Origin of the sequence: Tardiphaga sp. 813_E8_N1_3, from assembly GCF_051811025.1 — a bacterium.
In the GTDB taxonomy this organism is placed as follows: Bacteria; Pseudomonadota; Alphaproteobacteria; order Rhizobiales; family Xanthobacteraceae; genus Tardiphaga.
Genome location: NZ_JBPWQE010000001.1, coordinates 156,871 through 181,984, shown reverse-complemented (window position 1 = coordinate 181,984; position 25,114 = coordinate 156,871). Strand labels below are relative to the sequence as shown.

General features: G+C 60.8%; 23 protein-coding genes and 1 tRNA gene. 11 read left to right on the top strand and 13 right to left on the bottom strand.

Translation table 11 applies throughout. The features are described 5' to 3' along the window. Genes AB8A33_RS00825 through AB8A33_RS00815 form a run of 3 tightly spaced genes read right to left on the bottom strand, consistent with a single transcriptional unit; the run spans position 1 to position 2,814 of the window. On the bottom strand, positions 1-885 hold the full coding sequence (locus AB8A33_RS00825; RefSeq protein ID WP_439091033.1) for a polysaccharide deacetylase family protein: 885 nt from the start codon (positions 883-885) through the stop codon (positions 1-3). Positions 886-922: 37 nt separating this feature from the next. Further along, positions 923-1,570: a cysteine hydrolase gene (locus AB8A33_RS00820; protein ID WP_439091032.1), complete on the bottom strand. Its 648-nt coding sequence runs from the start codon at positions 1,568-1,570 to the stop codon at positions 923-925. Positions 1,571-1,572: 2 nt separating this feature from the next. Continuing rightward, entirely contained in the window at positions 1,573-2,814 is a 1,242-nt protein-coding gene (locus tag AB8A33_RS00815; protein WP_439091031.1) for an alpha/beta hydrolase family protein, read from the bottom strand. Positions 2,815-3,041: 227 nt separating this feature from the next. Here AB8A33_RS00815 and AB8A33_RS00810 point away from each other — a divergent pair, with 227 nt between their 5' ends. Together AB8A33_RS00810 and AB8A33_RS00805 are read left to right on the top strand one after the other, a co-directional pair. Beyond that, positions 3,042-3,791 (top strand): GntR family transcriptional regulator, encoded by a 750-nt coding sequence (locus AB8A33_RS00810; protein ID WP_439091030.1) that lies wholly within the window; start codon positions 3,042-3,044, stop codon positions 3,789-3,791. A 106-nt stretch (positions 3,792-3,897) separates the two neighbouring features. Then, on the top strand, positions 3,898-6,627 hold the full coding sequence (locus tag AB8A33_RS00805) for a bifunctional diguanylate cyclase/phosphodiesterase (protein ID WP_439091029.1): 2,730 nt from the start codon (positions 3,898-3,900) through the stop codon (positions 6,625-6,627). Between the two features lie 60 nt (positions 6,628-6,687). Here AB8A33_RS00805 and AB8A33_RS00800 read toward each other — a convergent pair. After that, positions 6,688-6,764: transfer RNA gene (locus AB8A33_RS00800), tRNA-Arg, on the bottom strand. Between the two features lie 192 nt (positions 6,765-6,956). On the opposite strand from AB8A33_RS00800, the gene AB8A33_RS00795 reads away from it, so the two are divergent. Both AB8A33_RS00795 and AB8A33_RS00790 read left to right on the top strand, forming a co-directional pair. After that, a complete protein-coding gene (locus AB8A33_RS00795; RefSeq protein ID WP_439091028.1) occupies positions 6,957-7,337 on the top strand; it encodes a hypothetical protein in 381 nt (126 codons plus the stop codon). A gap of 438 nt (positions 7,338-7,775) precedes the next feature. Further along, positions 7,776-8,393: a hypothetical protein gene (locus tag AB8A33_RS00790; protein WP_439091027.1), complete on the top strand. Its 618-nt coding sequence runs from the start codon at positions 7,776-7,778 to the stop codon at positions 8,391-8,393. A 21-nt stretch (positions 8,394-8,414) separates the two neighbouring features. On the opposite strand, the gene AB8A33_RS00785 is transcribed toward AB8A33_RS00790, so the two are convergent. The 3 genes from AB8A33_RS00785 to AB8A33_RS00775 all read right to left on the bottom strand — a co-directional run bounded on the left by AB8A33_RS00785 (position 8,415) and on the right by AB8A33_RS00775 (position 10,943). After that, positions 8,415-8,879, bottom strand: a complete 465-nt coding sequence (locus tag AB8A33_RS00785) for a CAP domain-containing protein (protein WP_439091026.1) — start codon at positions 8,877-8,879, stop codon at positions 8,415-8,417. Positions 8,880-9,195: 316 nt separating this feature from the next. After that, positions 9,196-9,453 carry a hypothetical protein gene (locus AB8A33_RS00780; protein ID WP_246664137.1) on the bottom strand — a complete coding sequence of 86 codons (258 nt, stop codon included), beginning with the start codon at positions 9,451-9,453 and terminating at the stop codon, positions 9,196-9,198. A 488-nt stretch (positions 9,454-9,941) separates the two neighbouring features. Beyond that, a complete protein-coding gene (locus AB8A33_RS00775; RefSeq protein ID WP_439091025.1) occupies positions 9,942-10,943 on the bottom strand; it encodes a 2-dehydropantoate 2-reductase in 1,002 nt (333 codons plus the stop codon). A 133-nt stretch (positions 10,944-11,076) separates the two neighbouring features. On the opposite strand from AB8A33_RS00775, the gene AB8A33_RS00770 reads away from it, so the two are divergent. Further along, positions 11,077-11,706 (top strand): YidB family protein, encoded by a 630-nt coding sequence (locus AB8A33_RS00770; RefSeq protein WP_439091024.1) that lies wholly within the window; start codon positions 11,077-11,079, stop codon positions 11,704-11,706. Positions 11,707-11,735: 29 nt separating this feature from the next. Then, positions 11,736-12,005: a GlsB/YeaQ/YmgE family stress response membrane protein gene (locus AB8A33_RS00765; RefSeq protein ID WP_439091023.1), complete on the top strand. Its 270-nt coding sequence runs from the start codon at positions 11,736-11,738 to the stop codon at positions 12,003-12,005. Between the two features lie 71 nt (positions 12,006-12,076). Here the strand turns inward: AB8A33_RS00765 and AB8A33_RS00760 are convergent, their stop codons facing one another. Then, the gene (locus AB8A33_RS00760; protein ID WP_439091022.1) at positions 12,077-12,862 is read right to left on the bottom strand and encodes an SDR family NAD(P)-dependent oxidoreductase; all 786 of its coding nucleotides are present in this window, start codon (positions 12,860-12,862) and stop codon (positions 12,077-12,079) included. Between the two features lie 257 nt (positions 12,863-13,119). On the opposite strand from AB8A33_RS00760, the gene AB8A33_RS00755 reads away from it, so the two are divergent. The 3 genes from AB8A33_RS00755 to AB8A33_RS00745 are packed head-to-tail and all read left to right on the top strand — an operon-like array spanning position 13,120 to position 16,204. Beyond that, on the top strand, positions 13,120-14,184 hold the full coding sequence (locus AB8A33_RS00755) for an acyl-CoA dehydrogenase family protein (protein WP_439091021.1): 1,065 nt from the start codon (positions 13,120-13,122) through the stop codon (positions 14,182-14,184). Between the two features lie 27 nt (positions 14,185-14,211). After that, positions 14,212-15,372 carry an acyl-CoA dehydrogenase family protein gene (locus tag AB8A33_RS00750; RefSeq protein ID WP_439091020.1) on the top strand — a complete coding sequence of 387 codons (1,161 nt, stop codon included), beginning with the start codon at positions 14,212-14,214 and terminating at the stop codon, positions 15,370-15,372. A gap of 25 nt (positions 15,373-15,397) precedes the next feature. Beyond that, complete coding sequence (locus tag AB8A33_RS00745; RefSeq protein ID WP_439091019.1) at positions 15,398-16,204, top strand: enoyl-CoA hydratase/isomerase family protein; 807 nt, start codon at positions 15,398-15,400, stop codon at positions 16,202-16,204. A gap of 77 nt (positions 16,205-16,281) precedes the next feature. Here the strand turns inward: AB8A33_RS00745 and AB8A33_RS00740 are convergent, their stop codons facing one another. The 4 genes from AB8A33_RS00740 to AB8A33_RS00725 form a co-directional block, all read right to left on the bottom strand. Beyond that, a complete protein-coding gene (locus AB8A33_RS00740) occupies positions 16,282-18,408 on the bottom strand; it encodes an acetate--CoA ligase family protein (RefSeq protein WP_439091018.1) in 2,127 nt (708 codons plus the stop codon). Between the two features lie 109 nt (positions 18,409-18,517). Further along, complete coding sequence (locus AB8A33_RS00735) at positions 18,518-19,285, bottom strand: hypothetical protein (protein WP_439091017.1); 768 nt, start codon at positions 19,283-19,285, stop codon at positions 18,518-18,520. Next, a complete protein-coding gene (locus AB8A33_RS00730; RefSeq protein WP_439091016.1) occupies positions 19,282-20,070 on the bottom strand; it encodes an enoyl-CoA hydratase in 789 nt (262 codons plus the stop codon). The genes AB8A33_RS00735 and AB8A33_RS00730 overlap by 4 nt, the downstream gene beginning before the upstream one ends. Before the next feature lie 52 nt (positions 20,071-20,122). Next, a complete protein-coding gene (locus AB8A33_RS00725) occupies positions 20,123-21,328 on the bottom strand; it encodes an ABC transporter substrate-binding protein (RefSeq protein ID WP_439091015.1) in 1,206 nt (401 codons plus the stop codon). Between AB8A33_RS00725 and AB8A33_RS00720 the strand changes: the two genes are divergently transcribed. Together AB8A33_RS00720 and AB8A33_RS00715 are read left to right on the top strand one after the other, a co-directional pair. Next, entirely contained in the window at positions 21,315-22,313 is a 999-nt protein-coding gene (locus tag AB8A33_RS00720) for a thermonuclease family protein (RefSeq protein WP_439091014.1), read from the top strand. The genes AB8A33_RS00725 and AB8A33_RS00720 overlap by 14 nt on opposite strands. A 101-nt stretch (positions 22,314-22,414) precedes the next feature. Then, on the top strand, positions 22,415-23,878 hold the full coding sequence (locus AB8A33_RS00715) for a M48 family metalloprotease (protein WP_439091013.1): 1,464 nt from the start codon (positions 22,415-22,417) through the stop codon (positions 23,876-23,878). 83 nt (positions 23,879-23,961) lie between these two features. Here AB8A33_RS00715 and AB8A33_RS00710 read toward each other — a convergent pair whose 3' ends face one another. Further along, on the bottom strand, positions 23,962-25,089 hold the full coding sequence (locus AB8A33_RS00710) for a CarD family transcriptional regulator (protein ID WP_439091012.1): 1,128 nt from the start codon (positions 25,087-25,089) through the stop codon (positions 23,962-23,964). Between the last annotated feature and the right edge of the window lie 25 nt (positions 25,090-25,114).

Genomic DNA, 25,114 nt, shown 5'->3' with positions numbered 1-25,114 from the left:
TCACTTCGCCACCTGGGTATTGTACCAATCGAGGATCTGGGCGCCATTCCAATGCACCACGCCTTCGAACTGGTTGACGTAATCATAGATCGCTTCGAGATATTTGATACGGAACGGCTGACCCGAAATATACGGATGGATCGCGATCGACATGATCTTCGGCCGCTCCACGCTCTCCGCATAGAGGCGATCAAACTGGTCCTTGGCGCGGTTCAGGAGCTGCGTGCTCTCGTGATGTTGCACCATCATCATCGGGATGTCGTTCATCTCCACCGTGTAAGGCAGCGTTGTGAGCGGCCCCTTCTCGGTACGGATCACGGTCGGTTCGTCGTCATAAACCCAGTCACCGATATATTTCACGCCGGCTTCTACGAGGAGTTCCGGGGTCTCCAGCGTCTGCGTAAGACCCGGCCCGAGCCAGCCCACCGGGCGCTTGCCGGTAAAGTTCTCGATCACATCCATCGAGCGGTTGATCATCGCTTTCTGGTCGGCCTCCTTGTGGATGGGCCCCTGCTCATAGGCATGGCCCATGAACTCCCAGCCGGCGTCCTTCGCCTGCTGGGCTACGCGTGGATAGTCCTCGCAGACACGCGCATTGATCGACAGCGTGGGCTTGATGCCGAGCTTCTTGTAGAGATCGAAGAAACGCCAGACACCGACACGCATGCCGTATTCGTGCCAGCCCCAATTGGCGACATCGGGCAGCAGCGGGATGCCGGTCGGCGCCGGCAGCACCTGACGCGCCATCGGCTTGGCGATATCCCAGACCTCGAGATTGACGATGGTCCAGACGATCATGCGGGCGTTGCCCGGCAGTTTCAGCTTGGGACGATCGACGATGGCGGAATAGTCGCAACGCTCGCGCGGCTGCATGGGAGCGGTCATGGCTGGATGCCCTTCGAAAGTGAGAGATTGCAGGGGATCATGCGGCGCGTCCTGCACCTTTGAGGCCATCGAGCTGCATCACCGCGTCGGTATCCATCACGAAACCGAAGGCGGTGCGGATGCAGGCGAGGCCGGCGGCATGCAACTCCGGCCCGTCCATGCTGTCGACGCAGTCCTCGACGACGATCACCGAGTAGTCGCGCACATTGGCAGCCGTCGTCGTCGCCAGCACACAGGAATTGGTGTTTACGCCAGTGACGAGCAGCGTGTTGATGCCGTGCGAACGCAACACGAAATCGAGATCGGTGCCCAAGAAACAGTCGTAGCGCTTCTTAGTGTTGACGATGAAGTCGCTGGGGTCCAGCAGCTCCGGCATCACGGTACAGCCGGGGCCGCCCATTATATTGTGCCGCATCACATTCTTGCGCGTTGCTTTTGGATCCTCGGCGCGGGTCCGCCAGAATGGGTTGGCGCGGATTTCTTCTTCGTCGCGATAGGAGGTGACCTGATGGATCACGGGGATGCCGACACTACGGCACCAGTCAAACAACCGCTTGTTAGAGGCAATGACCTGTTTCGCCACATCCGGCGTCGTCGGCATGGTCGCCACCGACATGTCGAGATGACCGCGATGCAGGTCGATCGCAACGACGGCTGCCTTGATTTGATTGACGCCGAGATTCATGATCACACCAGCGGGTTGAATGAGGTCTTCAGCAGCGTACGCTGATCGATCTTGAATTTATCGGTGAGCCAGTCGGCAAGCACTTCCTGACCAATCGTCGGATTGTCGTGCTGGCAATGTTCGGCGCCGGTCTCGTCCGGCTCAAGCACGCGCAATGTCGCATCAACACCATTGGCAATCGCGTGATCATAGGTCGAGCGCGCTGCGGTGACCGTGAGCACGTCGTGGCCACCATGCAGCACCAGATAGGGACATTTCATATGTTCGAGATGGCCCTTCAGCGTGAAGGGTTTCATCAGCTCATGAGCCTCCTTCATGGTCTTGGCGCCAAATACCCAGCGGATATGCATCGCCAGACCGAAGTCGTCGCCCTTCTGACCCCACATGTCGTGGACGGACCAGACGGCACCGTGCGAGATCACCGCAGCAAGGCGATGCTCGTAGCAGCCGGCGCGCGCGGCGTAGTAACCGCCCATGCTGGAGCCGCAGACCGCGATGCGCGAGCTATCGACATCGGCGCGCTTTTCGAGCCAGTCGATACATTTGCCGACCGGCACTTCCGTATCGGCGCGGGTCGCAAGACCGTGGCGGCGCAAGGTACCGCCCTGTCCGGGCAGATCGACCATCAGCACCGAGATGCCACGCTGCAGGCAACCATGGGCCTGCATGAACCACATCTCGTCCTTGATGGAGTCGAGACCACCCATGCAGATCAGCACCGGCAGCTTGTCGCCCGGAAATGGCGCACGGATGAAGTAGCCGCAGATCGGCTTGCCCGGCTCATAAGGGATTTCGACCACTTCGCCGGGCGGATTAAGATAGGAAATGAACTTGTGCGAGCAGGCTTCCATCTTCTCGAAGGTCGGCAGCCGCCGCGGATCGGTCGGCTCGAGATGGAATTCTGCCTGGCGGTAGTAATCGGCGGCCCGCAGGAAGCAGTTCATCGCCGTGCGGATGTGGCCGAGCTTTTCTTCGGAAAGGCCGCGCCGCCAATTGGCATCCGCGATCACCATCCACTCCTTATGCCAGCTTTCGAGATCGCCCGGGATCATCCGCGAACCGGCCAGCATCACCTCGGACACGCTGCCCCCGCCTTCCTGGGTCTCACCGAGACCGCGGCGGAATTGATAGGCAAGCCATGGATGCTCGGGCCAGTGATGCCAGCCAAACGGCTCATAGTGCGGGGCGCGATCCGCCGTGATCTCCTCGATGGCGTTTTCGCCGATCGACTTCCCTGCTGCCATGAGACGCGTACCGCCTGCTTCTTGTGAACGTGACCGCATCATTGCGGGTTCGGGTCATGAGTCAATCGGAATTACATACACTTTTTCCGATGCTCATCATTTCCGCGAATTGCCTCCCCTTTATGCGCGATATTTATGCAGCAAAATTGCGCTTTCCTGTATGCTGAGTAGCAAAGACCCGCCACACTCGGATTTAATTGTATTCACTTTGCTGCGGAGCACCACCGATGCCCGACTCATCCCTCTCGCCGCTGCCTGAAGCTACTGGCCCTGGCCGCGTCGCCAACCGGTCGCTGTCGGTGACGGATCAGATCCGCGACGCCATTCTGGATGGCACGGTCAGCGCAGGCGAGCGGATCAACGAGGTTCGCTTCAGCAAGACGCTGGAGGTCTCGCGGACTCCCGTCCGGGCCGCCTTGCAGGCACTGGCCGGCGAAGGGCTGCTCGACTACGCCCCCAATCGCGGCTTCACCGTCCGTGAATTCCCGCTCTCCGCCATCGTCGATGCTTATGAAATTCGCGCATCGCTGGAAGGCGTGGCCGCACGCTTCGCCGCCGAACGTGGACTGAGCGCCGAGGAGCGCGCCATCATCGAGGAAAGCCTTGTCGCCGGCGACAAATTGCTGGCGCGCGGTGAGTTCGCGGAAGGCGATCTCACCATCTATCGCGGCATCAACGGCGACTTCCACGACACCCTGCTGGGCGCCGCCCGTAACCGCATGCTGGCGGAGATGATCCGGATCTGCCACCACGTGCCGATGTCATCGAGCCGCAACATCGTCGCCTTCGAGCATCGCGACGTGCGCCGGCGTCACGATGATCACCACCGGATCTACGACGCCATTATGGCCCGCGAGCCCTGGCGCGCGGAGGTACTGATGCGCGAACACGTCTCCGGCGTGAAATCCTCGCTGGTCAAATCGCTGATCGAGCGCGGCGAGCAGGCCGATATCGTCAGCGGTTCGGCGGCGGGATAGGCCGCCGCCGTCGTATCGAAATCGTCGTGATGGCGCAGCATCTTAACCCATCGTTCACCGAAGTTCGTAACGGCGTGTTGGCGGTCCCCCCGGTACAAAACTACGCATGGGGCAAAACGACGCAAAGTCGGGGGAACGGTCTAATGGCGCTGGCTGCCTTGCTGGCTTCGCCGCGCTGCTCCGTTTCCGATTTCAAGGCGGGCCTATCCAAGGCCTCATCCTGTGCGGCTGCCTGCTGATTACCGCCATCGCCATCGGCACGGCCTACATCACCGTCCATTTCAGAGACCGCGCCATCGAGAGCAAGAAGCGCGAACTGGACAACACGGTTCTGCTGGTCGCGCGACACTTCGACCAGCAGTTCGGAGACCTGCAGGGCATCCAGAACGACGTCATCACCTATATGAAGTCGGCCAACATCCAGAACAGCGCCGCCTACCAGCATCTAATGTCGGGGATCGACGTCCACCGCATGCTGCGCACCAAGCTCAGCAGCCTACCCTATATCGGCGGCATCAACCTGTTCGATTCCGAAGGCAAGCTGCTCAATTCGTCGGAAACCTGGCCGGTGCCTGCCATCGACATTGCCGACCGTCAGCATTTCCAGACGCTGCAGGCCGACAACGGGCCCACGGTCGTATTGGCCGAACCCGTCATCAGCAGGGTGACTGGTGCATGGACCGCCGTGTTTTCGCGCAAGCTGATCGGACGCCATGGCGAATTCATGGGCATCATCAGCCGCGGCGTCGAGCCGGTTCACTTCGAGAGCTTCTTCGCATCCCTCGCGCTCGAAAAAGGCGCCAAGATCTTGATGATCCACCGCAACGGCACCGTGCTTGCTCGCTATCCGCAGAACGAGACCGTTATCGGCCAGAACCTCAGTAACAGCTCAGTCTTCAAGGACCTCTGGTCGACGGGCGGAACCTCGACGGGGCACTATATCAGCCCCATCGACGGGGAAGACGAATTGGGCTCCGCAAGACGCCTCGCGGCGGCTCCCGTGATGATCGTCGCGACCACCAGTATGCCCGCGGCCCTGCATGACTGGCGCGAGCAGACCAAATATCAAATCATCGGTGCGACGCTTGCCGCATTGGTGATCCTGGCGACGCTGTTCCTGATCGTCCGGCAGCTGAACCGCCAGCACCGCTCGGCCGAACGGATGCTGGCGCAAAAATCGACACATCTCGATACTGCAATCAACAATATGACGCAGGGCCTGCTTTTGTTCGATGCCTATGGCCGGCTGGTCGTCTGCAATCGGCGCTTCATCGACATGTTCGGATTATCCGACAGGATCGTGAAGCCAGGCTGCTATTTCCGCGACCTCATCCAGCATCGCAAGGAGAACGGAACCTTCATCGGCGATGTCGACGAATACTGCACGTCGTTCTTGCGAAGCGTTGCTGAAGGCCCCGTCCACGATACGCTGCTGACTACGCCTGACGGTCGCTCGATCCAGATCCTCGTTCAGAGATCGGGGGACGGCGGCTGGGCCTCGACGCTCGAGGACATCACCGATCGCAAACGTTCGGAAGAGCGCATCGCCCATCTTGCGCATTACGATGCTCTGACAGATCTCCCCAATCGGGTGATGTTCCGTGATCGCCTCGAAGCGGAAATCGCAACGCTGCATGACGGCGCGCGATTTGCGATTCTCTATATCGATATCGATGAGTTCAAGAGCGTCAATGACACGCTCGGTCATGCGATCGGCGACGAACTGCTGAAAATTGTGGCCACGCGGCTGCGCAGCTGTGTCGGTAATGCGGGCTTTGTCGCGCGACTTGGCGGCGACGAATTCGCCATCGTGCATACGGGAATTGCTCGCCGCAGCGATGTCACCCACCTGGTGGTGCCGCTCTATGACGCCATCCGGCTGCCCTATGAATGCCTTGGTCACCAGATCACGACCGATGCCAGCATCGGAATCGCTGTAGCCCCTGATGACGGCTCCGATCTCGACGAATTACTGAGACATGCCGACCTTGCAATGTATAGTGCCAAGGCCGCTGGACGGCGCACCTTTCGCTTCTTCGAGCCTGCCATGGATGAAGACGCAAGGGCGCGGCGCGCGCTGGAGCAGGATCTGCGGAAGGCGCTCGCGGAAGACGGACTCGAGGTTCACTATCAACCCGTCGTCGATATCGCCAGCAACGAGATTACTGGTTGCGAAGCGTTGCTCCGCTGGCGGCATCCGGTTCGCGGCATGGTTTCACCGGCAGAGTTCATTCCGATCGCCGAAGAAACCGGCCTAATTACCGAACTCGGCAATTGGGTATTGCGAACGGCATGCGCTGAGGCGGCCTCCTGGCCGGTGCCGATCAAGCTCGCTGTCAATGTATCGCCGATTCAATTCACGACGCAAACCCTGGCCTTGAATGTCACTCGAGCCCTCGTGGCAGCAAACTTGCCAGCTCACCGGCTCGAACTTGAGGTTACGGAAACAGTGCTGATCCGCGATGACGAGATGGCGCTCGCGATCCTCCATCAGCTCCGCGGCATCGGTGTCGGGATTGCGCTGGACGATTTCGGGACCGGCTATTCGTCGCTCAGCTATCTGCAGCGATTCCCGTTCGACAAGGTCAAGATCGACCGCAGCTTCATCCGCGACATCGTGGCGCCCGGCGGATCGTCATCGATCGTACAGGCGGTTGTAACCATCGCTGCCGCCCGCAACATGATCACCACGGCGGAGGGCGTTGAGACAGCTGATCAACTCGACGCACTGCGTATGCTCGGTTGTACCCAGATGCAGGGTTTTCTTTTCAGTGCCGCCAAGCCGTCACGAGAGATTCGCGCCATGCTCCAGAAGCGCGAGATCGCTGTCGCCTGACGCCAGCAGGTCTGAAGTCGTCGCGAAATGGCCGTTTTCGGATTAAACAGGAAGGAAAGCTGGCGATCCCGGCATGACTCGAACATGCGACCTACGGTTTAGGAAACCGTCGCTCTATCCGGCTGAGCTACGGGACCGCGATCCCGGTCAGGAACACCGGGCATGGACAGTTCCATACCAGAGCCGTTCGATCATCGCTACCCGTTGACCGTTCAAATAGGACGGGGCCCGGAACCGGCGTCACATGCCTTAAAAGATCGGGACATTTATTGCGGAACGTCTCGTACCGCCCATCGTTGGCTCGCTGTCATAACGATGGAGAATCCCACATGACAAGGATGAAACTTCTCGCTGCTGCTGCCGTGGTCTCTGGCTTGATGGCTACGCCAGCGATGGCACAGGATTCGATGAATCGCCGCGCACAGGCCACGCAGGAATATCGAGCCAGCGCGGTCGACCAACGCTATCGTGATTCGGGCTTCTGGCCGGGTGACGTAGCGGCAGGCGTGGTTGGCGGCGCCGTGGGTGTAGCGGGTGCGGCTGTGGGCACCGCCGGCGCCATCGCAACTGCGCCGTTCCGGAACAGCTACAATTCCTATGATGGCTACAATGGCGTCCCGCGCGATTCCTACGCCCAGCGCATGGGCTTCGTGTGTCAGCCGGGAACCTGGTTCCGCGGCGAGGATGGCCGACGACATCTCTGCCAGTAGTATAACTGACAGCTGAGAAAAACGGCGGCCCAAACGGACCGCCTTTTTCGTGCCTGTTATCGGATAGAGTCCCAGGCGCACGAAGCGAAAAGGCGACAGCGTTTCATCGGACGGAGCCCATCGCTTCGCGAACTACGTGTGGTCCCGTGTAGGTGATTGCACGTCGAGTAGCAGCGCGACGCGCCATCTACTGTCAAGAACGACTCAAAATTGTGAGGTCATCAATTTCAGTGATATGAGAGCAGCAAGAGATCTCTGCCTGAAAACACTTCCATATCAGCGCTGTATCGCGAAATAGCACCGATCTGCTGACCATATGACGGCACTGATGCAGTCATGTTGCACTTGCTCCAAAAGCGGGGAGAAGTAACACATCCGAGGTTGAAAAATGGCCCACAAATGGCGAGAATTGGGTTTGTTACCTACATCGGAACCCACGTGGCTCATTCGTCCGCATACAAGTCACTCATATTTGCGCTACTGACGACCGCGTCACTCTCCGGTCTCGCGTCTTCGCCTGCTCTTGCGCAATGGTGGACTGCCGCTCCTGCGGACTATGAAGATTGCGCCGAGCGCATCGAAAAATCGACGGTTTCAAAAGACGCCAAGGCTACGGCGCTGTCGGATTGCGAAAGCAAATTCGCGGGACGGCGCAAGCGCGGTGGCGGCTATACGTATCACGACTTCATGCAGAACCGCAGCTTCGATATCGCTGGCCCGAACCCAACCACGACCGAACAGAAGGCGATCGACGAGCAGTACAAGACCTATCTGGACAATCAGCGTCGCAGCGTCATCGTCGCGGCCTTCGCTGAAAAGCAGCGCGAGGCGCAAACCCAGGCTGCGCTCGAAACGGACTTTCGGCAGACCGCGGAAACCCCAAGCGACGTGAAACCTGTCGTGCTACCTCGGCCTCGGCCCAAAGTGCGCACCAAGGAGCCGGGCTGCGCGATCGAACCGCTTGCCTGCGGATGGTCCAAATTGTCATCGGGGTTGAAAGACATCAAGGACGCGCTGTTCGGCACGCCCGCGCCGGCCAAGACCAAGCGCACCTGAGCCATAAAAACCCGTCAAGTATCAATCCGTGATGACCATCGCCCAGAACATCCGGTATGGCGACTTGGGATTGGCGACGTAAGCGACGCCGACCTTGCGTGCGCCGGGCATGAGCAAGTTCTCGCGATGACCTGCGCTCTCTTCCCATTGCTTCAACGTTTCGGGAAATGTCAGGAAGCCCGCCGCTATGTTTTCTGCTGCTTTGGATTTGCGGAGCTTCCCCACACGCGCGGAGAAAACACCGCCGACCTCGTGGCTGACCTTGCCACTTGATGACATCGCCTGCGCCTGAGCAAGCGCGACCGCATTCAGCTTGCTGTCCAGCGTGACAGAGGAGAGTTTGTGCGCCCGGCGAAAGGCACTGATCTGGCTCGCATAATCAGCCGCTCTGGCCTCGACCATGGTTGCCGCGATCAACGCGCCACACAGCACAAACAACCTTATGGGGCTGTAATTCATGACAATCGCTTCACGGGTCAGCTTCAATAACTATACCGACGACGTTGCGCAGGAGGTCGCGGCAGCGGCTTGCGGGCATGGGCAGGCGCCTGCACTTCAGCCGCACGCCGCTGCTCGGCAAGCCGGGCATCATAACCCGGCGAGGGGGTGACCGTCGGAGGAACCGCAAATGCAGGTGCGATGGCACCGAGGCTTACTATAACCGCAGCCACAGCGATAGCGATAGCGGCGAAGGATTTCCGCTTCAAGACCTTCAAAAGCAGGGTTCTCATCGATCGCTCCACCCAAGAAAACGGCCTGAAGCGCTAACGCGCTTCAGGCCGGCTTCGTTCAGTACGTAAGCTTACTTCTTGGCCTTCTTGGCCTTCGCAGTCTTGGTCACCTTGGCGGCCTTCGTGGCAACCTTCTTGGCCTTGCGGCGGCGATGACCGAGCGGAATGCCGAGCTTGATGGCTTTCTGACGCAGCGAACCACCGGTGCGCTTCATCTCCTTGGAAATCTTCTCGAGCGGGGTCTGGGCCTTCGAATGCGCCTTCAGGATCTTCACGTCTTCCTTGGTGTACTCGCGACGGACGAGTTTCTTTTTCGCTTTCTTGGCCATTGTAGCTCCGATTGTTAGTTGAATAATTCGACCGACACACGCTTTGCCGATGATATGAAAGGATCAAACGCCCGGTCCAGCGCGTGAAGCGCAAACCACCGTCAAATCACGCGGCCTTCTATACTAAAGATGTCGCGAATGACATAGCCCCTGATGTCACATCATGATGTCTAGTATTGAACCAGCCGTACTCCTGCGAGCTTCTTAACAACGCGAACTGCTACTTGCCCGCAAATGATGGGCTAAAAGACTCTTTACATCTCATTTACTGAGAATTCACCGACGCGCATCGGCAATTGATATTTAACGGAGAATCATCGGCTTGATGCGAATGCAACGGATAATGGTACCATCGCATTGACCGGCAGACGCGATTTGAACATTCGGATAGTTGAGTCCGCCGATAGTAGCCGAAATGCTTAGTAACATTCTCGTAATGATAGCGCCGAAGCCGGTCCAACACTCCCTTCGGCTCAATCAATTTCACGCTAACTGCGAATCTGATCTGGCGTGAGTGCAGGCGATCCCCTGCCTGACGTCTCTGCGCGCTTGATCAGTGTCATCACGCGCAGCGAAAGCGGAGCCGTGATCTGATATTTCTCTGCCAGCTCAACGACAACGCCCTGCAAATAATCAATCTCGGTGCGGCGATCGCGCTGCAGATCCTCCCACATGGACGAGCGCGCATTTGCATCGATCTTCATGGTCCGCCCGAGCAGCATATTGAACAGGCCGTCAGGCAGCCGCAGCAAATGCGGCGTCAGCCACGCGGGAATCGGCGTCGCCGAAACGGGTTTGATACCAGCCGCCTTCAGAACGGCCAGACCTTCCGCCATTTGATCGGCGAATAACGAGCGCCACGCGCGCTGTGCAAGCTGCGACCGCAGCGGTATATCCGACAGCGCGTTGAGCGCATTGTTCAAATTGACCAGCAGCTTGCCCCACTGGACACCAACGATGTCATCGCCCGCCAGGACGGCAAAATGCGGCACGGATAGCGCCGAAGCAGTATCGGCCTCATCGCGTTCGACGACGATGTTTCCGGACGTTGCGCGGTGAACATGGCCATCGCCCTTTGCGATGACATTAAATGGAACCATTCCGCCGAGGATACGGCGCCCGGGCAGAGCTGCGCGCAGGACCCCAACATTGCCGACTCCATTCTGCAGGCTGACGACGATCGCGTCTTTCGCAGCATGGTCCGCGATCAGCCTCGCCATCTCCGCCGTGTCGCCGCTCTTGACGGCGACCAGAATGATCTTCGCCTCGCTCATGATGGCGGGGTCATCCGACAGCCGCAGCTGGCCGGGGGCTAGACATTGATCGAGACCCTCGAAGCTCGTCAGCCTCAGACCGTGCGCCTCGATGCCGTCCACGATGCGCCGCCGCGCCAGTATGGCGACGTCGCGGCCGGCTGCCGCCAGGATGCCACCCACGAAACAGCCGATACTGCCCGCACCGGCGATACAAATGGGTCGCGTTTCGATCACGTCATCTCCCGTTCATCCAGCATCCGTTACTAGCAAAATGCCGCAGCGCTGCCTATCGGCGGAACCGACGCGCCTTGTAGGCGTCATACCGCGCAGCTATGCTTTCGCCGGGCTGGCAGAACAGGAGATGATCATGGGTTTGCTCGACATTCTGAATGGCATGGCCAACGGGCCGCGTGGCCCCAGCGATCCCGACGACAAGAGCGGCGGCATGTCGCCGATGACGATGGCGATCCTCGCGCTGCTCGCCTACAAAGGCTACAAGCACTTCACCGGCGACCAGTCGGCGCATCAGGGCACTCCACAACAGATCCCGCCGAATACGACACAGGTCAGCGCGCCGGATAGCGGCGGCCTTGGCGGGATGCTCGGCGGTCTCCTCGGTGGAAATTCTGGCAGTGCAGCAGGCGGTGGTGGCCTGAGCGACCTTCTGAAAGGCCCGCTTGGCGGTCTGCTGGCAGGCGGCGCAGCCGGTAGCGTGCTCAGCGGCGGTCTCGGCGATCTGCTCAAGCAATTCCAGCAGAACGGCCACGGCGAAGCGGCCGATTCCTGGGTCGGTCCGGGCCCGAACAAGCAGATCTCGCCTAACGATCTCGGCGCCGCACTTGGCGCGGATCAGATCGCGCAACTGACGTCGCGCACGGGCATGTCACGTGAACAGCTTCTCTCCGAGCTGAGCAACGAGTTGCCCGATGCCGTTAATCAGTTCACACCGCATGGCCGGCTACCCACGGAAGACGAAGTTAAGTCCAGCTGGGTTTAACGCGCATTTTTAAAAGAGGGGATATTGCGATGATCTGGATTCTCGTTGTGGGCTTTGTCGCTGGCATTATCGCCCGCATTCTGTCGCCAGGACCTAACAATCCCAGCGGCTTCATCCTGACCACTATCCTGGGTATTGCCGGCGCATTCTTGGCGACATTCATCGGCCAGCAGATCGGTCATTACGGCCCGAACCAGGGTGCCGGCTTCATCACTGCCACGATCGGCGCGCTGGTGGTGCTCTTCATCTGGAACAGGCTGGTCGCCCGTAACGTGATTTCAGATCCGGGCAACCGCTGACTGCCAGCAATCAAGAACGAAAAAGCCTCGGGCATCACCCGAGGCTTTTTCTGTTTGGCGCAGGCTTCCGATCAGGCCAGCAGATGCATGCCGGCATCCATCCGCACCAATTCGCCCGTCATGTTGCTCGAGGGCGGCGTGGCGAGGAAGCAGATCAGGGCAGCGACGTCCTCCGCGGTCGAGGCCACTTTCAGCGGAACTCGCGCGATCACGGCATCGCGAACTTTAGCAGCGCCGTCCGCACCACGACCTTTGGTGAACCAGGGCGTATCGATATAGCCAGGGCAGACCGTATTGACGCGGATCAACGGAGCCAATGCACGGCCAAGCGACAGCGTCATCGAATTCAGCGCGCCCTTGCTGGCGGCATAGGCGACCGACGAACCGCCGCCTGTGATACCGGCCATCGACGAGACATTGACGACGGCCGAAGCGCGACCCGACGCCTTGGCGCCGGCTTCGAGCAAGGCGCGCGCCGCACGTACCATCTGATAGGGCCCGATCGTGTTGACCGCGTAGATGCGCTGGAAATCTTCCGCGGACAGACCATCGAGATCGTGATGCGGCACATGCTTGGTCATGCCGGCATTGTTGATCAGCGCATCGATCCGCCCCCAGTGCTGGGCGGCCGCGACGATGTTCTTACAATCGTCGTCCTTCGATACGTCGCCTTGAACCACGATGACCTCGGTTGCACCCGCATCGCGGCACAGCTCGGCAGTGGCTTCGGCTTCCTTCTGACTCGACGAATAGTTGATGACAATACGGGCGCCGTCCTTGGCGAGAATGGCCGCGGTCGCAGCACCAAGCCCCGATGCCGCCCCTGTAATCACGACGCACAAATCGTCACTTGCCATCTGCATTTCCTCTGCTTTGTTCTAACGCTGATGCGATCTACCATAATGCGATCGCGCTGGTATACAACGCGGCACAAGTTCGCTTTGCGGAATTAAATTGCGCTGCACCAACACATCATGCCGCCACCGCAGGCCCCTCTGCGGCCAGCCCGCTTGTCTTCCCTCCGCCTTTTCCGCATCATGAATGGAAGAAAAGTGGCAGCGCCCATGCCCGGCATTTCCTGCCGAATGAGATGCGTTAGCACACGAGGAACGCCTTGACGGACGCAGACAATATCGTTGCGGAAACCGCGGAACGTATTTTCGCCGATCTCGCTGACGCACAGACCATCAATCACGACAAGACCGGCAGCTGGAAAGCGCCGCTATGGCAGGCGCTGACCGACGCCGGCCTCCCGCTGTCATGGGTGCCGGAAGAATGCGACGGCTCCGGCACCAGCATGGCCGAAGGTTTCAGCGTCCTCAGCGTCGCCGGCCGCGCCGGCGTTGCGGTGCCGCTCGCCGAGACCATGCTGGCGGGCTGGCTGCTCGCACAAGCCCAGATCAAATCGCCCGAAGGCATGATGACCGTCGCGCCGGCAAGCCCGCGCGATCGCCTCACGCTCAACGCGGATGGTACAATCACCGGTCGCGCACGCGGCGTGCCGTTCGCGAAGGATGCGAAACACATCGCCGTCGTCGCCTCCGGCATCGGCGGCGCCTCTATTGCGTTGGTGGACGCCAGCGCCTGCCGTATTGAAGCTGGGCTCGGTCTGGCCGATGACCCCTCCGACACAGTGCATTTCGACATTGTGAAGCCGGTCACCCTTCAATCTGCACCATCGGGCTTCGATCAGAACGCGCTGTTGCTGATGGGCGCACTCGTGCGCAGCCAGCAAATTGCCGGTGCACTGGAAACCATGCTCGGCATCGGCGTGAACTATTCCGGCGAGCGCGTGGCGTTCGAGAAAAAGATCTCGAAATTCCAGGCGGTCCAGCACAATCTGGCGAAGCTCGCGGGCGAGACCTCCGCGGCCCTCGCCGCTGCCAGCTCCGCGGCCGACGCCTTCTCCAGCGGCGCCCCCCTCAACGATGCGCTCTTCCTCGAGGCCGCCGCTGCAAAGATCCGTTGCTCCGAGGCAGCCGAAAAGGGCGCCGCCATCGCGCATCAGGTTCTTGGTGCCATCGGCTTCACGCAGGAACACATCCTGCATCGCTACACGCTACGCGCATTGGCATGGCGCGATGATTTCGGCAGCGAGAGCTACTGGGCGGTCGAACTCGGCAAACTGGTCGCCGCGCGCGGTGCCGACGAGCTGTGGCCTCTGGTCGCTTCGCGCTGATCGAATACAGGAAACGAGATCTTTCACATGACTGCAGCCCTTCGTTTCGATCCGATCCGCTTGCCGCCCGAATGCGAGCAGTTGCGCAAGGAAGTCCGCGCGTTCCTCGCCGAGGAAATTGCCGCTGGCACCTTCGATCCGCACAAGCCCCAGCGCGAGGATAGCGACAACCCCGAATTTTCCCGCCGCGTCGGCGAACGCGGCTGGCTCGGCATGACCTGGCCCAAGAAATATGGCGGCCACGAGCGCTCATTCCTCGAACGTTACGTTGTTACCGAGGAGATGCGCGTGGCCAACGCGCCGGTGCGCCGTTTTTTTGTCGCCGACCGCCAGAGCGGCCCGGTGCTGCTGAAATATGCGCCCGAGCACATCAAGATGGACATCCTGCCGCGCATCTGCCGCGGCGAAGTCTGTTTCTCCATCGGCATGAGCGAGCCGAATTCTGGTTCCGATCTGTTTGCCGCCAAGACCAAGGCCACCAAGACCGACGGCGGCTGGCTGATCAATGGCAGCAAGATCTGGACGACCTCGGCGCATATGGCCGACTACATGATCGCGATCTTCCGCACATCGGCCCCGACCAAGGAAAATCGCCGCCACGGATTGACGCAGTTTCTGGTCAATATGAAGAAGCCGGGCATCACGGTGAACCCGATCGCGCAGATCACCGGCCAGTATGAATTCAACGAAGTTGTCTTCACCGATCACTTCGTGCCGGATGACCATATGCTGGGCGAAATCGACAGCGCCTGGAAACAGGCCACCTCAGAACTCGCTTACGAGCGATCCGGCCCCGAACGCTTCCTTGAGACCTACTACGTGCTGACCGAGCTCGTCCGCGCTGTCGGACCGAAGCCGGACACCCGCAGCGCCGAAGGCATCGGCCGCCTCGTCGCGCAACTGCACACGATGCGACGCATGTCGGTGTCGGTGGCCGGCATGCTGCAGGCCGGCAAGGAGCCGGTGGTGGAAGCGTCTATCGTCAAGGATATCGGCACGATCTGGGAGCAGCAGCTGCCCCATCGCGTGCGCGAACTCGCGGCTTTCGTCGACGACAGCGCGTCCAATCACGCCACGCTGGACGAGATGCTGGGCTTCGCGATCAAGACAGCGCCAAAATTGACCATTCAGGGCGGCACCACCGAAGTCCTGCGCGGCATCATCGCGCGCGGACTTGGTCTACGCTGATCCATCCATTCAATAGAGAGCTCTCATGACCACCTACAAAGACATCGGCGTCGAGACCCGCGGCCACATTGCGATCATCGAGATCCGCAAGCCGCCACTGAACTTCTTCGACATCTTGCTGATCCAGCAGATCGCCAACGCGCTGGACGAGATCGATGCCAATCCCGAAATCCGCGCGACGGTTCTGTGCGCGCAGGGCAAGGCGTTCTGCGCCGGCGCCGATTTCAGCGATCCAAACCGCAAGGAAACCGAGGCAGCCGCCAAAAGCGGCGACCCCGCTGACAATCTCGGTTCCATCGGCCATCTCTATATGGAAGCCGTCCGCATCTTCCGCGCCAAGAAGCCCATCGTCGCCGCCGTTCATGGCGCAGCTATCGGCGGCGGGCTCGGCCTTGCCGTGTCGGCCGATTTTCGCGTCACCTGCCCGGAAGCCCGCTTCGCAGCCAATTTCACCAAGCTCGGCTTCCATCCCGGCTTCGGCCTGACGGTCGCGCTCACCGAAGTGGTCGGCAAGAACAATGCGGAGTTGATGTTCTACACGTCGCGCCGCGTCGGCGGCGAGGAAGCGCTGAAGATGGGTCTCGCCAATGTGCTGGTGCCGCAGGCCGAGGTCCGCGACGCCGCCATCAAGCTTGCGGAAGAAATCGCTGAATGCTCGCCGCTTGGCCTGCTCTCGACCCGTGCCACCATGCGCAACGGCCTCGCTGACCGCGTGGCCAAGGCGACAGAGCACGAACTGGCTGAGCAGACACGGCTGCGTGCCACTGAAGACTTCAAGGAAGGCGTTGCGGCGACTGCCGAGCGCCGGATGCCGAATTTCAAGGGGCGATAAGTCCCCGTCGGGTTTGTCTTTCAAACCTCACTTGGAAATGGCCGGGTTCGCCCGGCCATTTTTATGTGATGGGCAATCTAGGCTGTCCGCACCACCAGCGCATCGACGATGGTGACGCCCTCGCCCACCGGATGGACCAGAACCGGGTTGAGCTCGATCTCCGCCACATCACTCTGCAGCTGCGCCGCAAGCTGCGAGATCTGCGCGATCAACTCCGCTGCCGCGCCCACGTCGGCCTTCGGTGCTCCGCGGAAGCCATTCAGCAATGGCGCGGCCTTGAGTTCGCCCAGCATGGAGGCGGCCTCATCAGCGCTGACCGGCGCCGGGCGATAGACCACGTCCTTGAACAATTCTGCCGTCACTCCGCCAAGGCCGACCATCACCATCGGCCCGAAGGTCTCGTCCAGCAGCGTGCCGACGATGATTTCGACACCCTTCCTGGCCATCGGCGAAACGAGCACGCCTTGCAGCGCGGCCTGCGGTCGGTGCTGCCGGGCGCTGGCGGTCAGCGCATCATAGGTCGCTGCGGCTTCATTCTTCGTAACGATGTTGACCCTGACGCCGCCAACCTCGCTCTTGTGCGGAATGTCGCGCGACTGGATTTTCATCACCAACGGGAAGCCTATCTTGGCAATCGCTGCATCTAGCGTCGATCTGTCGGTGACAAAAACCTCGCCTGGCAGCGCAACACCGGCAATCTGCAACAGCGTCTTGCTGTCATACTCGGAAAGCGTCGGCGCGGTCAGATGCTCAACTAAATCGTTCGGCGCAACAATGGCTGTTGCGACCGGGTCTGCCAGTCTGAACCTAGCGTGATCGACCAGCCGCCGCAGTGCGACACTCACATGAGTCAGCCCGGATAACACCACCACGCCGGATTCGGCGAGACCGGTGCGCGCGAAGTTCGACGGTAGCGTATAAGACCAGAACACGATCGGTTTGTTCTGCGCAGCAATGACTGGCTTCAGCTCCGGCGTCTTGAACGGCATCCGCGTCTCGCTCGACAGCGAGATGACCACCAGGATTGCATCGACCTCGTCAGACCTGTCGAGCAATTCAATGGTCTTTTGCAGCCCGCCGCTGTGCACCGCCTGGGCCGTGATATCGATCGGATTGCACGGCGACCCGTAGGACGGGATCAACCCGCGAATCGTCGCCTGAACGCCGTCCGACAATTCGGGCACCTGCAGCCCCTGCGCCGACACGGCATCAGCGCCCCAGATACCTGCGCCGCCTGAGACGGTGACGACGGCGACGCGATCGCCCTTCGGCAGCGGCGACGTGGTCAGTACGGCGGCGATGGTCACCGCTTCGTCGAGATCGTTGGAGACGATGAAGCCGTGGCGCGCGAACACCGCATCATAGGCTGCCGTCCAGCCCGCCATGCTGGCGGTATGCGAGGCTGCTGCGCGCTCGCCGGCACCGGAGCGGCCGACCTTTACAACGATGACGGGTTTGCCGAGCTCCGCCGCCTTGCGAGCCGCGGCTAGAAATTTATCGACGTCGCGAATGCCCTCGATGAACAGCAGGATCACGTCGGTTGCCGGATCCTGTACCATGTAGTCGAAGAATTCGCCGGCACCGAGATCGGACTCGTTGCCGGTCGAGATCACGGTGCTCAGGGCAATGCCGAGCGACTTGGCGCGGTTATAGATCGCAAAGCCGATGCCGCCGGATTGGGCGACGATACCGATCCGCTTCGTGGTAGCGACCAGCGGCAGCTGATCCGGCCTTACATCGACGGTCGGGCTGAAGGTAGCGGCAATGCCGGCAATCTGGTTGTAGTACCCCTCCGCATTCGGTCCAGAGATCCGCATCCCCGTGCGCTTGGCCAGCGCCGCAATGGCATCCTGCATGACGATGGAATCGCCGCCTTCTTCTGCAAAGCCGGAGGAAATGATGATTGCATGCCTGACGCCGAGTTTCGCGCAGTCCTCAAGCGCGCCGAGCACGACGCGCGCAGGAATGATCACAATGGCGAGGTCGATCGGCTGCCCGATGGCTTCGATGGTCGGATAGCACGCGAGCCCATCGATATCCGGATAGTTCGGATTGACCGGATATATCGCGCCGGAGAACTGGTTTTTGCGCAGAAAGGAGAGAAGCAGGCCCGGAATCTTCGTGACATCGCGGGAGGCGCCGATAATGGCGATGCTGGATGGATTGAAGAACGAGTCCAGCGGATGTGGACGTGTCACAGTCATGGCGTTTCTCGTTTATTGTTATAGCCATAGCGTTTTCGAGCGAAGTGGATACCGGTTCGCGCGAAGAAAACGCGTCAAACAGGAACTGATCGTGCGGCGATTGCCGCGATCACGCAACGACGCGAAACGTGACCCCGGCCAGCAGAAATGCATCCTCGGCGCAAGGACAGCCGCGCGCCCGTGCACTGCCGAGCACCTGCGCGACGTCGTTGACGCGAAAGGTGAGCCCGGTCATTGCCTCGGTCTTTCCCTTGGCGAAGCGCAAACAGCCGTTCGTGAACGCGATCTGCGGATCGTCGTTGCGGGCCGAGGTCAGCGGCACGCCGATGATATTACTCCAGTGCTGCGCCAGATCGTAATGGTCCGGGCTCTGCAGTTCGACCTCGATGAGCGCTCGCGTGATGTCGTGGCGGATCGCTTCCTGCCAATCCGGACCGGCTGGCGGATACGGCCCGAAATCGTCGTCGCTGTCTTTGGTGTGATTGAATTCGATAAAAGCAGCCCGGCAATCGCGTGGATGCAATTGCACGCCGTGATAGGGCGGATGATCGATCACATTGGCGGTGCGCACGCCGATGCTGGCGGCAAAACGCCCGCGCTCGTCGGGATCCTCGCAGGACAGGATCACCATATAACCGCCGCGGCCACCGGACTTCTCCAAGAAGCGCCCAGCCGCCGTGCCCGGCTGCGTCGGCGCGACCACTTCGAGCAGCGTCACATCGACCGGCATCAGCGCGTTTTCAAGCCCGTATTTGCCGACATGGGGATCGCGGTAACAGACATCGAGGCCGAGAATGGCCGCGATATCACTCGCCACCGGCTCCAGATGCGGAGCGACCAGACAAACTTGCCGCAACCGCATCTGGCTCATGGTCATTGCCCTTTGAAGACCGGCTTGCGCTTCTCGACGAAGGCTTTAGCGGCCTCCTTGTGATCTTCGGTATCGCTGCAGCGGGTGTGATGGATCGATTCGCCGTCGAAACAAGCTTCGAGCGTCATCGTCTCGGCATTGTTGATGTTGGTCTTGATGTAGCCGTAAGTGATGCTCGGGCCCTGCGCGAGTGACATCGCGAGGTCGTGCGCCGCCTTCTCCACCTCGGCGTCATCGACCACCTTGGTCACCATGCCCAGTGCCAGCGCTTCCTGTGCGGAGAGCACCGGCGACATCAGATAGAGTTCGCGTGCCTTGGCGCTGCCGAGCATCTTGGTCAGGAAATAGGTGCCGCCATAATCGCCGGAGAAGCCGACCTTGGCAAAGGCCGTGGTGATCTTCACCGAGCTTGCAGCGACGCGGAGATCGCAGGACAGCGCAATGGAGAGGCCTGCGCCTGCGGCAGCGCCGTCGAGCTGCGCCACCACCGGCTTCGCCATCTGGTGCAGAATCCGCGACACTTCCATGCCGCGGCGCAGGTTGGCGCGCTTGGCCTCGAACGGCAGCGGCGCGCGGCCAGCCGCCATCGACTTGACGTCACCACCGACGCAGAAGGTGCCGCCCGCGCCCTTGATGAGTACGGCGCGGACGTCGTGGTCTTCCTGCGCGCGGCGGGCCGCTGCGACCAGGCCCTGTGTCATCTCCGGATTGAGCGCATTGCGCCGATCCGGACGATTCATGGTGATAGTCAGAAGACCACTACCGAGGTCCTGCAGGACGATGTCGCTCATGATTGCGCTCCTTGTTGTTCTTGATCGTCCGGCAAGCTTCAGGCCCCGACGATTACTTCTTCACCAGCGGGCAGCGCGAGGCTTCCAGCGGCTGGAATGCCTGCTCCGCAGGAACGGTCGCGAGCAGCTTGTAGTCGTCCCAGCGGCCTTTGGATTCCGACGGCTTCTTCACCTCGAACAGGTACATGTCATGCACCATGCGGCCATCCTCGCGAATCCGACCATTCTTGGCAAACATGTCGTTGATCGGCGTCTCCTTCATGAGCTTCATGACTGGCGCCGAGTCCGTGGTGCCGGCGCCCTTTACCGCTTTCAGATAATGCAGAACCGATGAATAGACGCCGGCCTGGGCCGAGGTCGGTACGCGCTTAGTGCGCTCCTGGAAGCGCTTCGTGAAAGCGCGCGTCTCGTCATTGAGATCCCAGTAGAACGCTTCCGCCAGAATCAAACCCTGTGCAGTATCAAGACCGACGCTGTCGATGTCGGAGATGAAGGCCAGCAGCGGCGACAGCTTCTGGCCACCGCTGCGGGTCAGGCCGAATTCGGCCGCCTGCTTGATCGCGGTGATGGTGTCACCGCCGGCATTGGCGAGGCCGACGACCTTGGCTTTGGAGCTCTGCGCCTGCAGCAGGAACGACGAGAAGTCCGACGTATTCAGCGGATGTTTGACCGAACCCAGCACCTTGCCGCCAGCCTTGGTGACGACGGCCGTGGTGTCTTTCTCGAGGTCCGCGCCAAATGCATAGTCGGCCGACAGGAAGAACCAGGTGTCGAGGCCGTTCTTCACCGTGGCGAGGCCGGTCACATTGGCTTGCGCGTAAGTGTCGAACACATAATGCACCGTATAGGGGCCGCAGGCCTCGTTGCTGAGGCGGATCGAGCCCGGGCCGTTGAAGATGATGATCTTGTTGCGCGCGCGCGCGATTTCGCTCGCAGCCAGCGCGGTCGCCGATGCCGCAACGTCGATGATCGCCTCGACACCCTGATTGTCGAGCATGTCGCGTGCGATGTTGGCGGACAGATCAGCCTTGTTGAGATGGTCGGCAGCAATGATCTCGATCTTGCGGCCCAGCACTTCACCGCCGAAATCTTCCGCAGCCATCTTCGCAGCGGTCTCGCTGCCGACACCGGTGATATCGGCATACAGGCCCGACATATCGAGAATCGCGCCGAGCTTCAGCGGCTTGGTCTGCGCCATGGCACTAGTGGCCGCGAATGCCATTGCTGACGCCAGCAGACCTGAAATGATCTTCTTCAAAAGTCCCTCCCTCAAACGCGCCGTTGTTGTTTGTGCGCGGTGTTTGTTGTTATCGCGATCATGCCGCAATGAAACAACAGCAGCAAGCGGCGGCGCTGCCAAGAATAGCTGCAAAGACGTCAAGGTTTTCCGTAAAGCGGAATGGATTGCTTGCTATAATCGACGAGAGGTTGACCGAAGCTCGCAAGGTGGCGTGATGCGTGCCGCATCTGCAAAGTTTGACGCGTCGCATGCCGCAACGCTGTTGCTGGCAGTGATCGGCATTTCAACATGTGCGCAATCTGCGTCGGCCGCCTGCATGTTCGCCGCGCAGGGCGAAGGTCGTGTCACCGACGTGATCGATGTCAGAACATTGCGTTTGAGCGACGGCAACGTGATCCGTCTGGCGGGCATCGAGCCGATCGCTGACTCATCGAAGTCGACGAACGAATTTTTCGCATTGGCCTCCGGCCGTGATGTCACCTTGTACGGCGAAAGCGACATGCCGGATCGCTACGGCCGACAACCGGCTTTTGTCTTCGTGGATCCCGCTGCGCCTTCGCTCCAGGCGCAGCTTCTGGCACAGGGTGCCGCCCTCGCCTCCGGTACGATCTCGGATAAAGCCTGCGCGGCGGAACTTGCCGCTGCGGAAGGCTCGGCCCGCCGGCTGAAGCGCGGAATCTGGGCTCAAACCAACGTCATAAAAAACGCGGAAAGTCCCGGCGATATCTTGGCCGATGTGGGGCGTTTCGGGGTGGTCGAGGGGCGGGTTCTGTCGGTTCGCCAAGCCGGGACGGTGACATACGTCAATTTCGGGCGTCGCTGGACTGAGGACTTTGCGGTGACTGTTTCAAGGCGCATGATGGCCGCCTTCGAGACGGCCGGAATCACGCTTAAGTCCCTAGAAAGGCGACATATTCGCGTTCGGGGATGGATCGAGAGGCGCGGCGGGCCGCGGATCGAGGCGCTCGGGGTGCGGCAGATCGAAGTGGTCGGGGACAATTAGGCCACTTGGGCAGCAAGATCGCTTGAGCGAAGATGATTTGGGCGAATGGGCTGTTTGGGCAGAAAGTGGACGACGTGACGGGTGTGGGACGGCATACCAGCTTGAGCCGCTGCCTTTGGGCTGCGCCGGCCCTGCTGTGCGCTGCGCTCGCTCTATCGGCCTGCGGCGATGCCAGCCGGTTCGAGGCCGCCTCGTCGGTCAAGCCAACGGTATCGGCCAAGCCGCCGAAGCCTGCCGTGGTGCAGACCCCGGCCGCGGAGAAAGAACACGAGCGCATCCTCGCATCCTATGGCGGCGCCTATGATGACCCGCGGCTGGAAGCACTGATCACCAAGACCGTCGATCGGCTGGTCGCAGCCTCTGAGCGACCGGACCTGGCCTACAAGGTCACGATCCTCAATTCGGGCGCCGTCAACGCCTTCGCCCTACCGACCGGACAGCTCTATGTCACGCGCGGCCTGATCGCGCTGGCCAGCGATACATCCGAGATTTCATCGGTGCTGTCGCACGAGATGGCGCATGTGCTCGCCAAGCACGCGTCGATCCGCGAGGAGCAGGCACGGCAGGCCTCGATCGTCACCCGCGTCGTCACCGATATGGGCAGCGATCCCGATCTCACTGCGCTCGCGCTCGCCAAATCCAAACTGACAATGGCGAGCTTCTCGCGTGCGCAGGAATTCGAAGCCGATGGCATCGGCGTAGGCATCTCGGCCCGCGCAAAGTTCGATCCCTATGGCGCGTCGCGTTTTCTCGCGGCGATGGAGCGTAACGCGGCGCTGAAGGCCAGCCGCACACCGCTCGATCCGCGCGCACAGGACTTCCTGTCGTCGCATCCGGCGACGCCCGAGCGCGTGCAGAATGCGCAGGCCAATGCGCGGCAATATTCCTCGCCCGACGGTGGCGAGCGCGATCGCGAGACCTATCTCACGGCCATCGACGGCATCGTCTATGGCGAGGATCCGAGCGAAGGTTTCGTGCGCGGCCGCCGCTTCCTGCATCCCAAGCTCGGCTTCACCTTCCAGGCGCCAGAGGCCTTCACCCTCGACAATACGGCGCAGGCGGTGATCGGTGTGCGCGAGGGCGGCAATCAGGCCATGCGCTTCGACGTGGTACGCGTACCGTCCGAACAGACGCTGAGCGACTATCTCAATTCCGGATGGATGGAGAATGTCGACAAGGCCACCACGGAAGAGCTGACCATCAACGGCTTCCCCGCAGCGTCCGCCATCGCGCGCGGCGACCAGTGGCAATTCCGTGTTTACGCGTTGCGCTTCGGCAGCGACGTCTACCGCTTCATCTTCGCTGCCAAGCAGAAGAGCACCGAGAGTGAACGCAACGCCCGCGAGACCGTCAACTCGTTCCGCCGCCTGACGCTGGCCGAGATTCAGGCCGCCCGTCCGCTGCGCATCAAGGTGATTACCGTGCAGCCCGGAGATACCGTGGAGTCACTGTCGCATCGCATGAGCGGCATCGATCGTCCGCTGGAGCGCTTCCGCGTGTTGAACGGGCTTGAGAACAACGCCAGCGTGAAAGCCCGCGACCGCGTCAAGATCGTGGTGGATTGAGATCCATCCAGTTACTGCTCATCGACAACAAAAAAGCCCGGCCTCTCGGCCGGGCTTTTCGTATTCAACTTGCGAGATGCTGCTTATGCAGCCTCGTCCGCGGCGGCGACATCATCGTCACCATCGCTGTCGGCATCGTCAGCACTGGCTTCGGCGCCTGCCTCAGCCTTCGCGCCACGGCGCGGGCTCTTGGCGAGCTGGCCTTCGATCTCCTTGACCGCTTCGGTCTCGGTGACGTGCTGAACCACGGCGATTTCGCGCGACAGACGATCGAGGGCAGCTTCATACAGCTGACGTTCGCTGTAGGATTGCTCGGGCTGCGAGTCGGAGCGGAACAGATCGCGGACCACTTCGGCGATGGCAACGATATCGCCCGAATTGATCTTCGCTTCGTATTCCTGTGCACGGCGCGACCACATGGTGCGCTTGATGCGGGCGCGGCCCTTCAGTGTCTCCAGCGCACGCTTGACCAGCGCCGGCTCCGACAGCTTGCGCATGCCGACATTCATGACCTTTGCAGTCGGAACGCGCAGGGTCATCTTGTCCTTCATGAAATTGATCACGAAGAGTTCAAGCCTGGCGCCTGCAATTTCCTGTTCCTCGATGGCGAGGATCTGGCCAACACCATGCGCCGGATAGACCACGAATTCGTTGGTCTTGAAGCCCTGACGCTGGGTCAGCGGCTTCTTCGGCTCTTCGGCGCGCGGGGCCGCAGCGGGCGCCAGCTTGGCGGCAACCGGTTTGGCAACGACCGGCTTCGCAGCAACCTTGGCAACTTCCTTCGGCGCAGCGGCCTTCACAGCGGGAGCGGCAGCAGGGGCCTTCGCGGCCGGTTTCGGCGCAGCAGGCTTGGCAGCAGTGGTCTTCGAAGCAGCAGCCTTCGGGGCAGGTTTGGCAGTCTTGTTGGGCATTGCACTTCTTTTATTTTTGGAGGACTTTTCAGCCGCAGCCTTCGCGGCGGTCCGGGTGTCCTTGACAGGCGCCCGGGCACGGCCTTTGGTGACAGAATTCTTCGCAGCAGGACCCTTCACAACGCGGCTCGCCGCAGTTGTTTTCTTGGAAGCCTTCGGATCCAAAACCTTCGAAGAAGTAGCCTTCTTCGAAACAGCAGCCTTGGAAACACTCTTTTTACGCGTTTTCTGTGACACAGCCTGCGCGTGGAAACCGCCACGCCCCTGTTTGATGTTTAAACGGGAACCTGGCAGAGCCATATCGAGCGGCACCACACGGTCCAGC

What these genes read in the sequence shown, in the direction of transcription:
- AB8A33_RS00825 (WP_439091033.1), bottom strand. Translation starts at nt 885, where the DNA reads ATGACCGCTCCCATGCAGCCGCGCGAGCGTTGCGACTATTCCGCCATC.
- AB8A33_RS00820 (WP_439091032.1), bottom strand. Translation starts at nt 1,570, where the DNA reads ATGAATCTCGGCGTCAATCAAATCAAGGCAGCCGTCGTTGCGATCGAC.
- AB8A33_RS00815 (WP_439091031.1), bottom strand. Translation starts at nt 2,814, where the DNA reads ATGGCAGCAGGGAAGTCGATCGGCGAAAACGCCATCGAGGAGATCACG.
- AB8A33_RS00810 (WP_439091030.1), top strand. Translation starts at nt 3,042, where the DNA reads ATGCCCGACTCATCCCTCTCGCCGCTGCCTGAAGCTACTGGCCCTGGC.
- AB8A33_RS00805 (WP_439091029.1), top strand. Translation starts at nt 3,898, where the DNA reads ATGGGGCAAAACGACGCAAAGTCGGGGGAACGGTCTAATGGCGCTGGC.
- AB8A33_RS00795 (WP_439091028.1), top strand. Translation starts at nt 6,957, where the DNA reads ATGACAAGGATGAAACTTCTCGCTGCTGCTGCCGTGGTCTCTGGCTTG.
- AB8A33_RS00780 (WP_246664137.1), bottom strand. Translation starts at nt 9,453, where the DNA reads ATGGCCAAGAAAGCGAAAAAGAAACTCGTCCGTCGCGAGTACACCAAG.
- AB8A33_RS00770 (WP_439091024.1), top strand. Translation starts at nt 11,077, where the DNA reads ATGGGTTTGCTCGACATTCTGAATGGCATGGCCAACGGGCCGCGTGGC.
- AB8A33_RS00765 (WP_439091023.1), top strand. Translation starts at nt 11,736, where the DNA reads ATGATCTGGATTCTCGTTGTGGGCTTTGTCGCTGGCATTATCGCCCGC.
- AB8A33_RS00760 (WP_439091022.1), bottom strand. Translation starts at nt 12,862, where the DNA reads ATGGCAAGTGACGATTTGTGCGTCGTGATTACAGGGGCGGCATCGGGG.
- AB8A33_RS00750 (WP_439091020.1), top strand. Translation starts at nt 14,212, where the DNA reads ATGACTGCAGCCCTTCGTTTCGATCCGATCCGCTTGCCGCCCGAATGC.
- AB8A33_RS00745 (WP_439091019.1), top strand. Translation starts at nt 15,398, where the DNA reads ATGACCACCTACAAAGACATCGGCGTCGAGACCCGCGGCCACATTGCG.
- AB8A33_RS00740 (WP_439091018.1), bottom strand. Translation starts at nt 18,408, where the DNA reads ATGACTGTGACACGTCCACATCCGCTGGACTCGTTCTTCAATCCATCC.
- AB8A33_RS00735 (WP_439091017.1), bottom strand. Translation starts at nt 19,285, where the DNA reads ATGACCATGAGCCAGATGCGGTTGCGGCAAGTTTGTCTGGTCGCTCCG.
- AB8A33_RS00730 (WP_439091016.1), bottom strand. Translation starts at nt 20,070, where the DNA reads ATGAGCGACATCGTCCTGCAGGACCTCGGTAGTGGTCTTCTGACTATC.
- AB8A33_RS00720 (WP_439091014.1), top strand. Translation starts at nt 21,315, where the DNA reads ATGATCTTCTTCAAAAGTCCCTCCCTCAAACGCGCCGTTGTTGTTTGT.
- AB8A33_RS00710 (WP_439091012.1), bottom strand. Translation starts at nt 25,089, where the DNA reads ATGGCTCTGCCAGGTTCCCGTTTAAACATCAAACAGGGGCGTGGCGGT.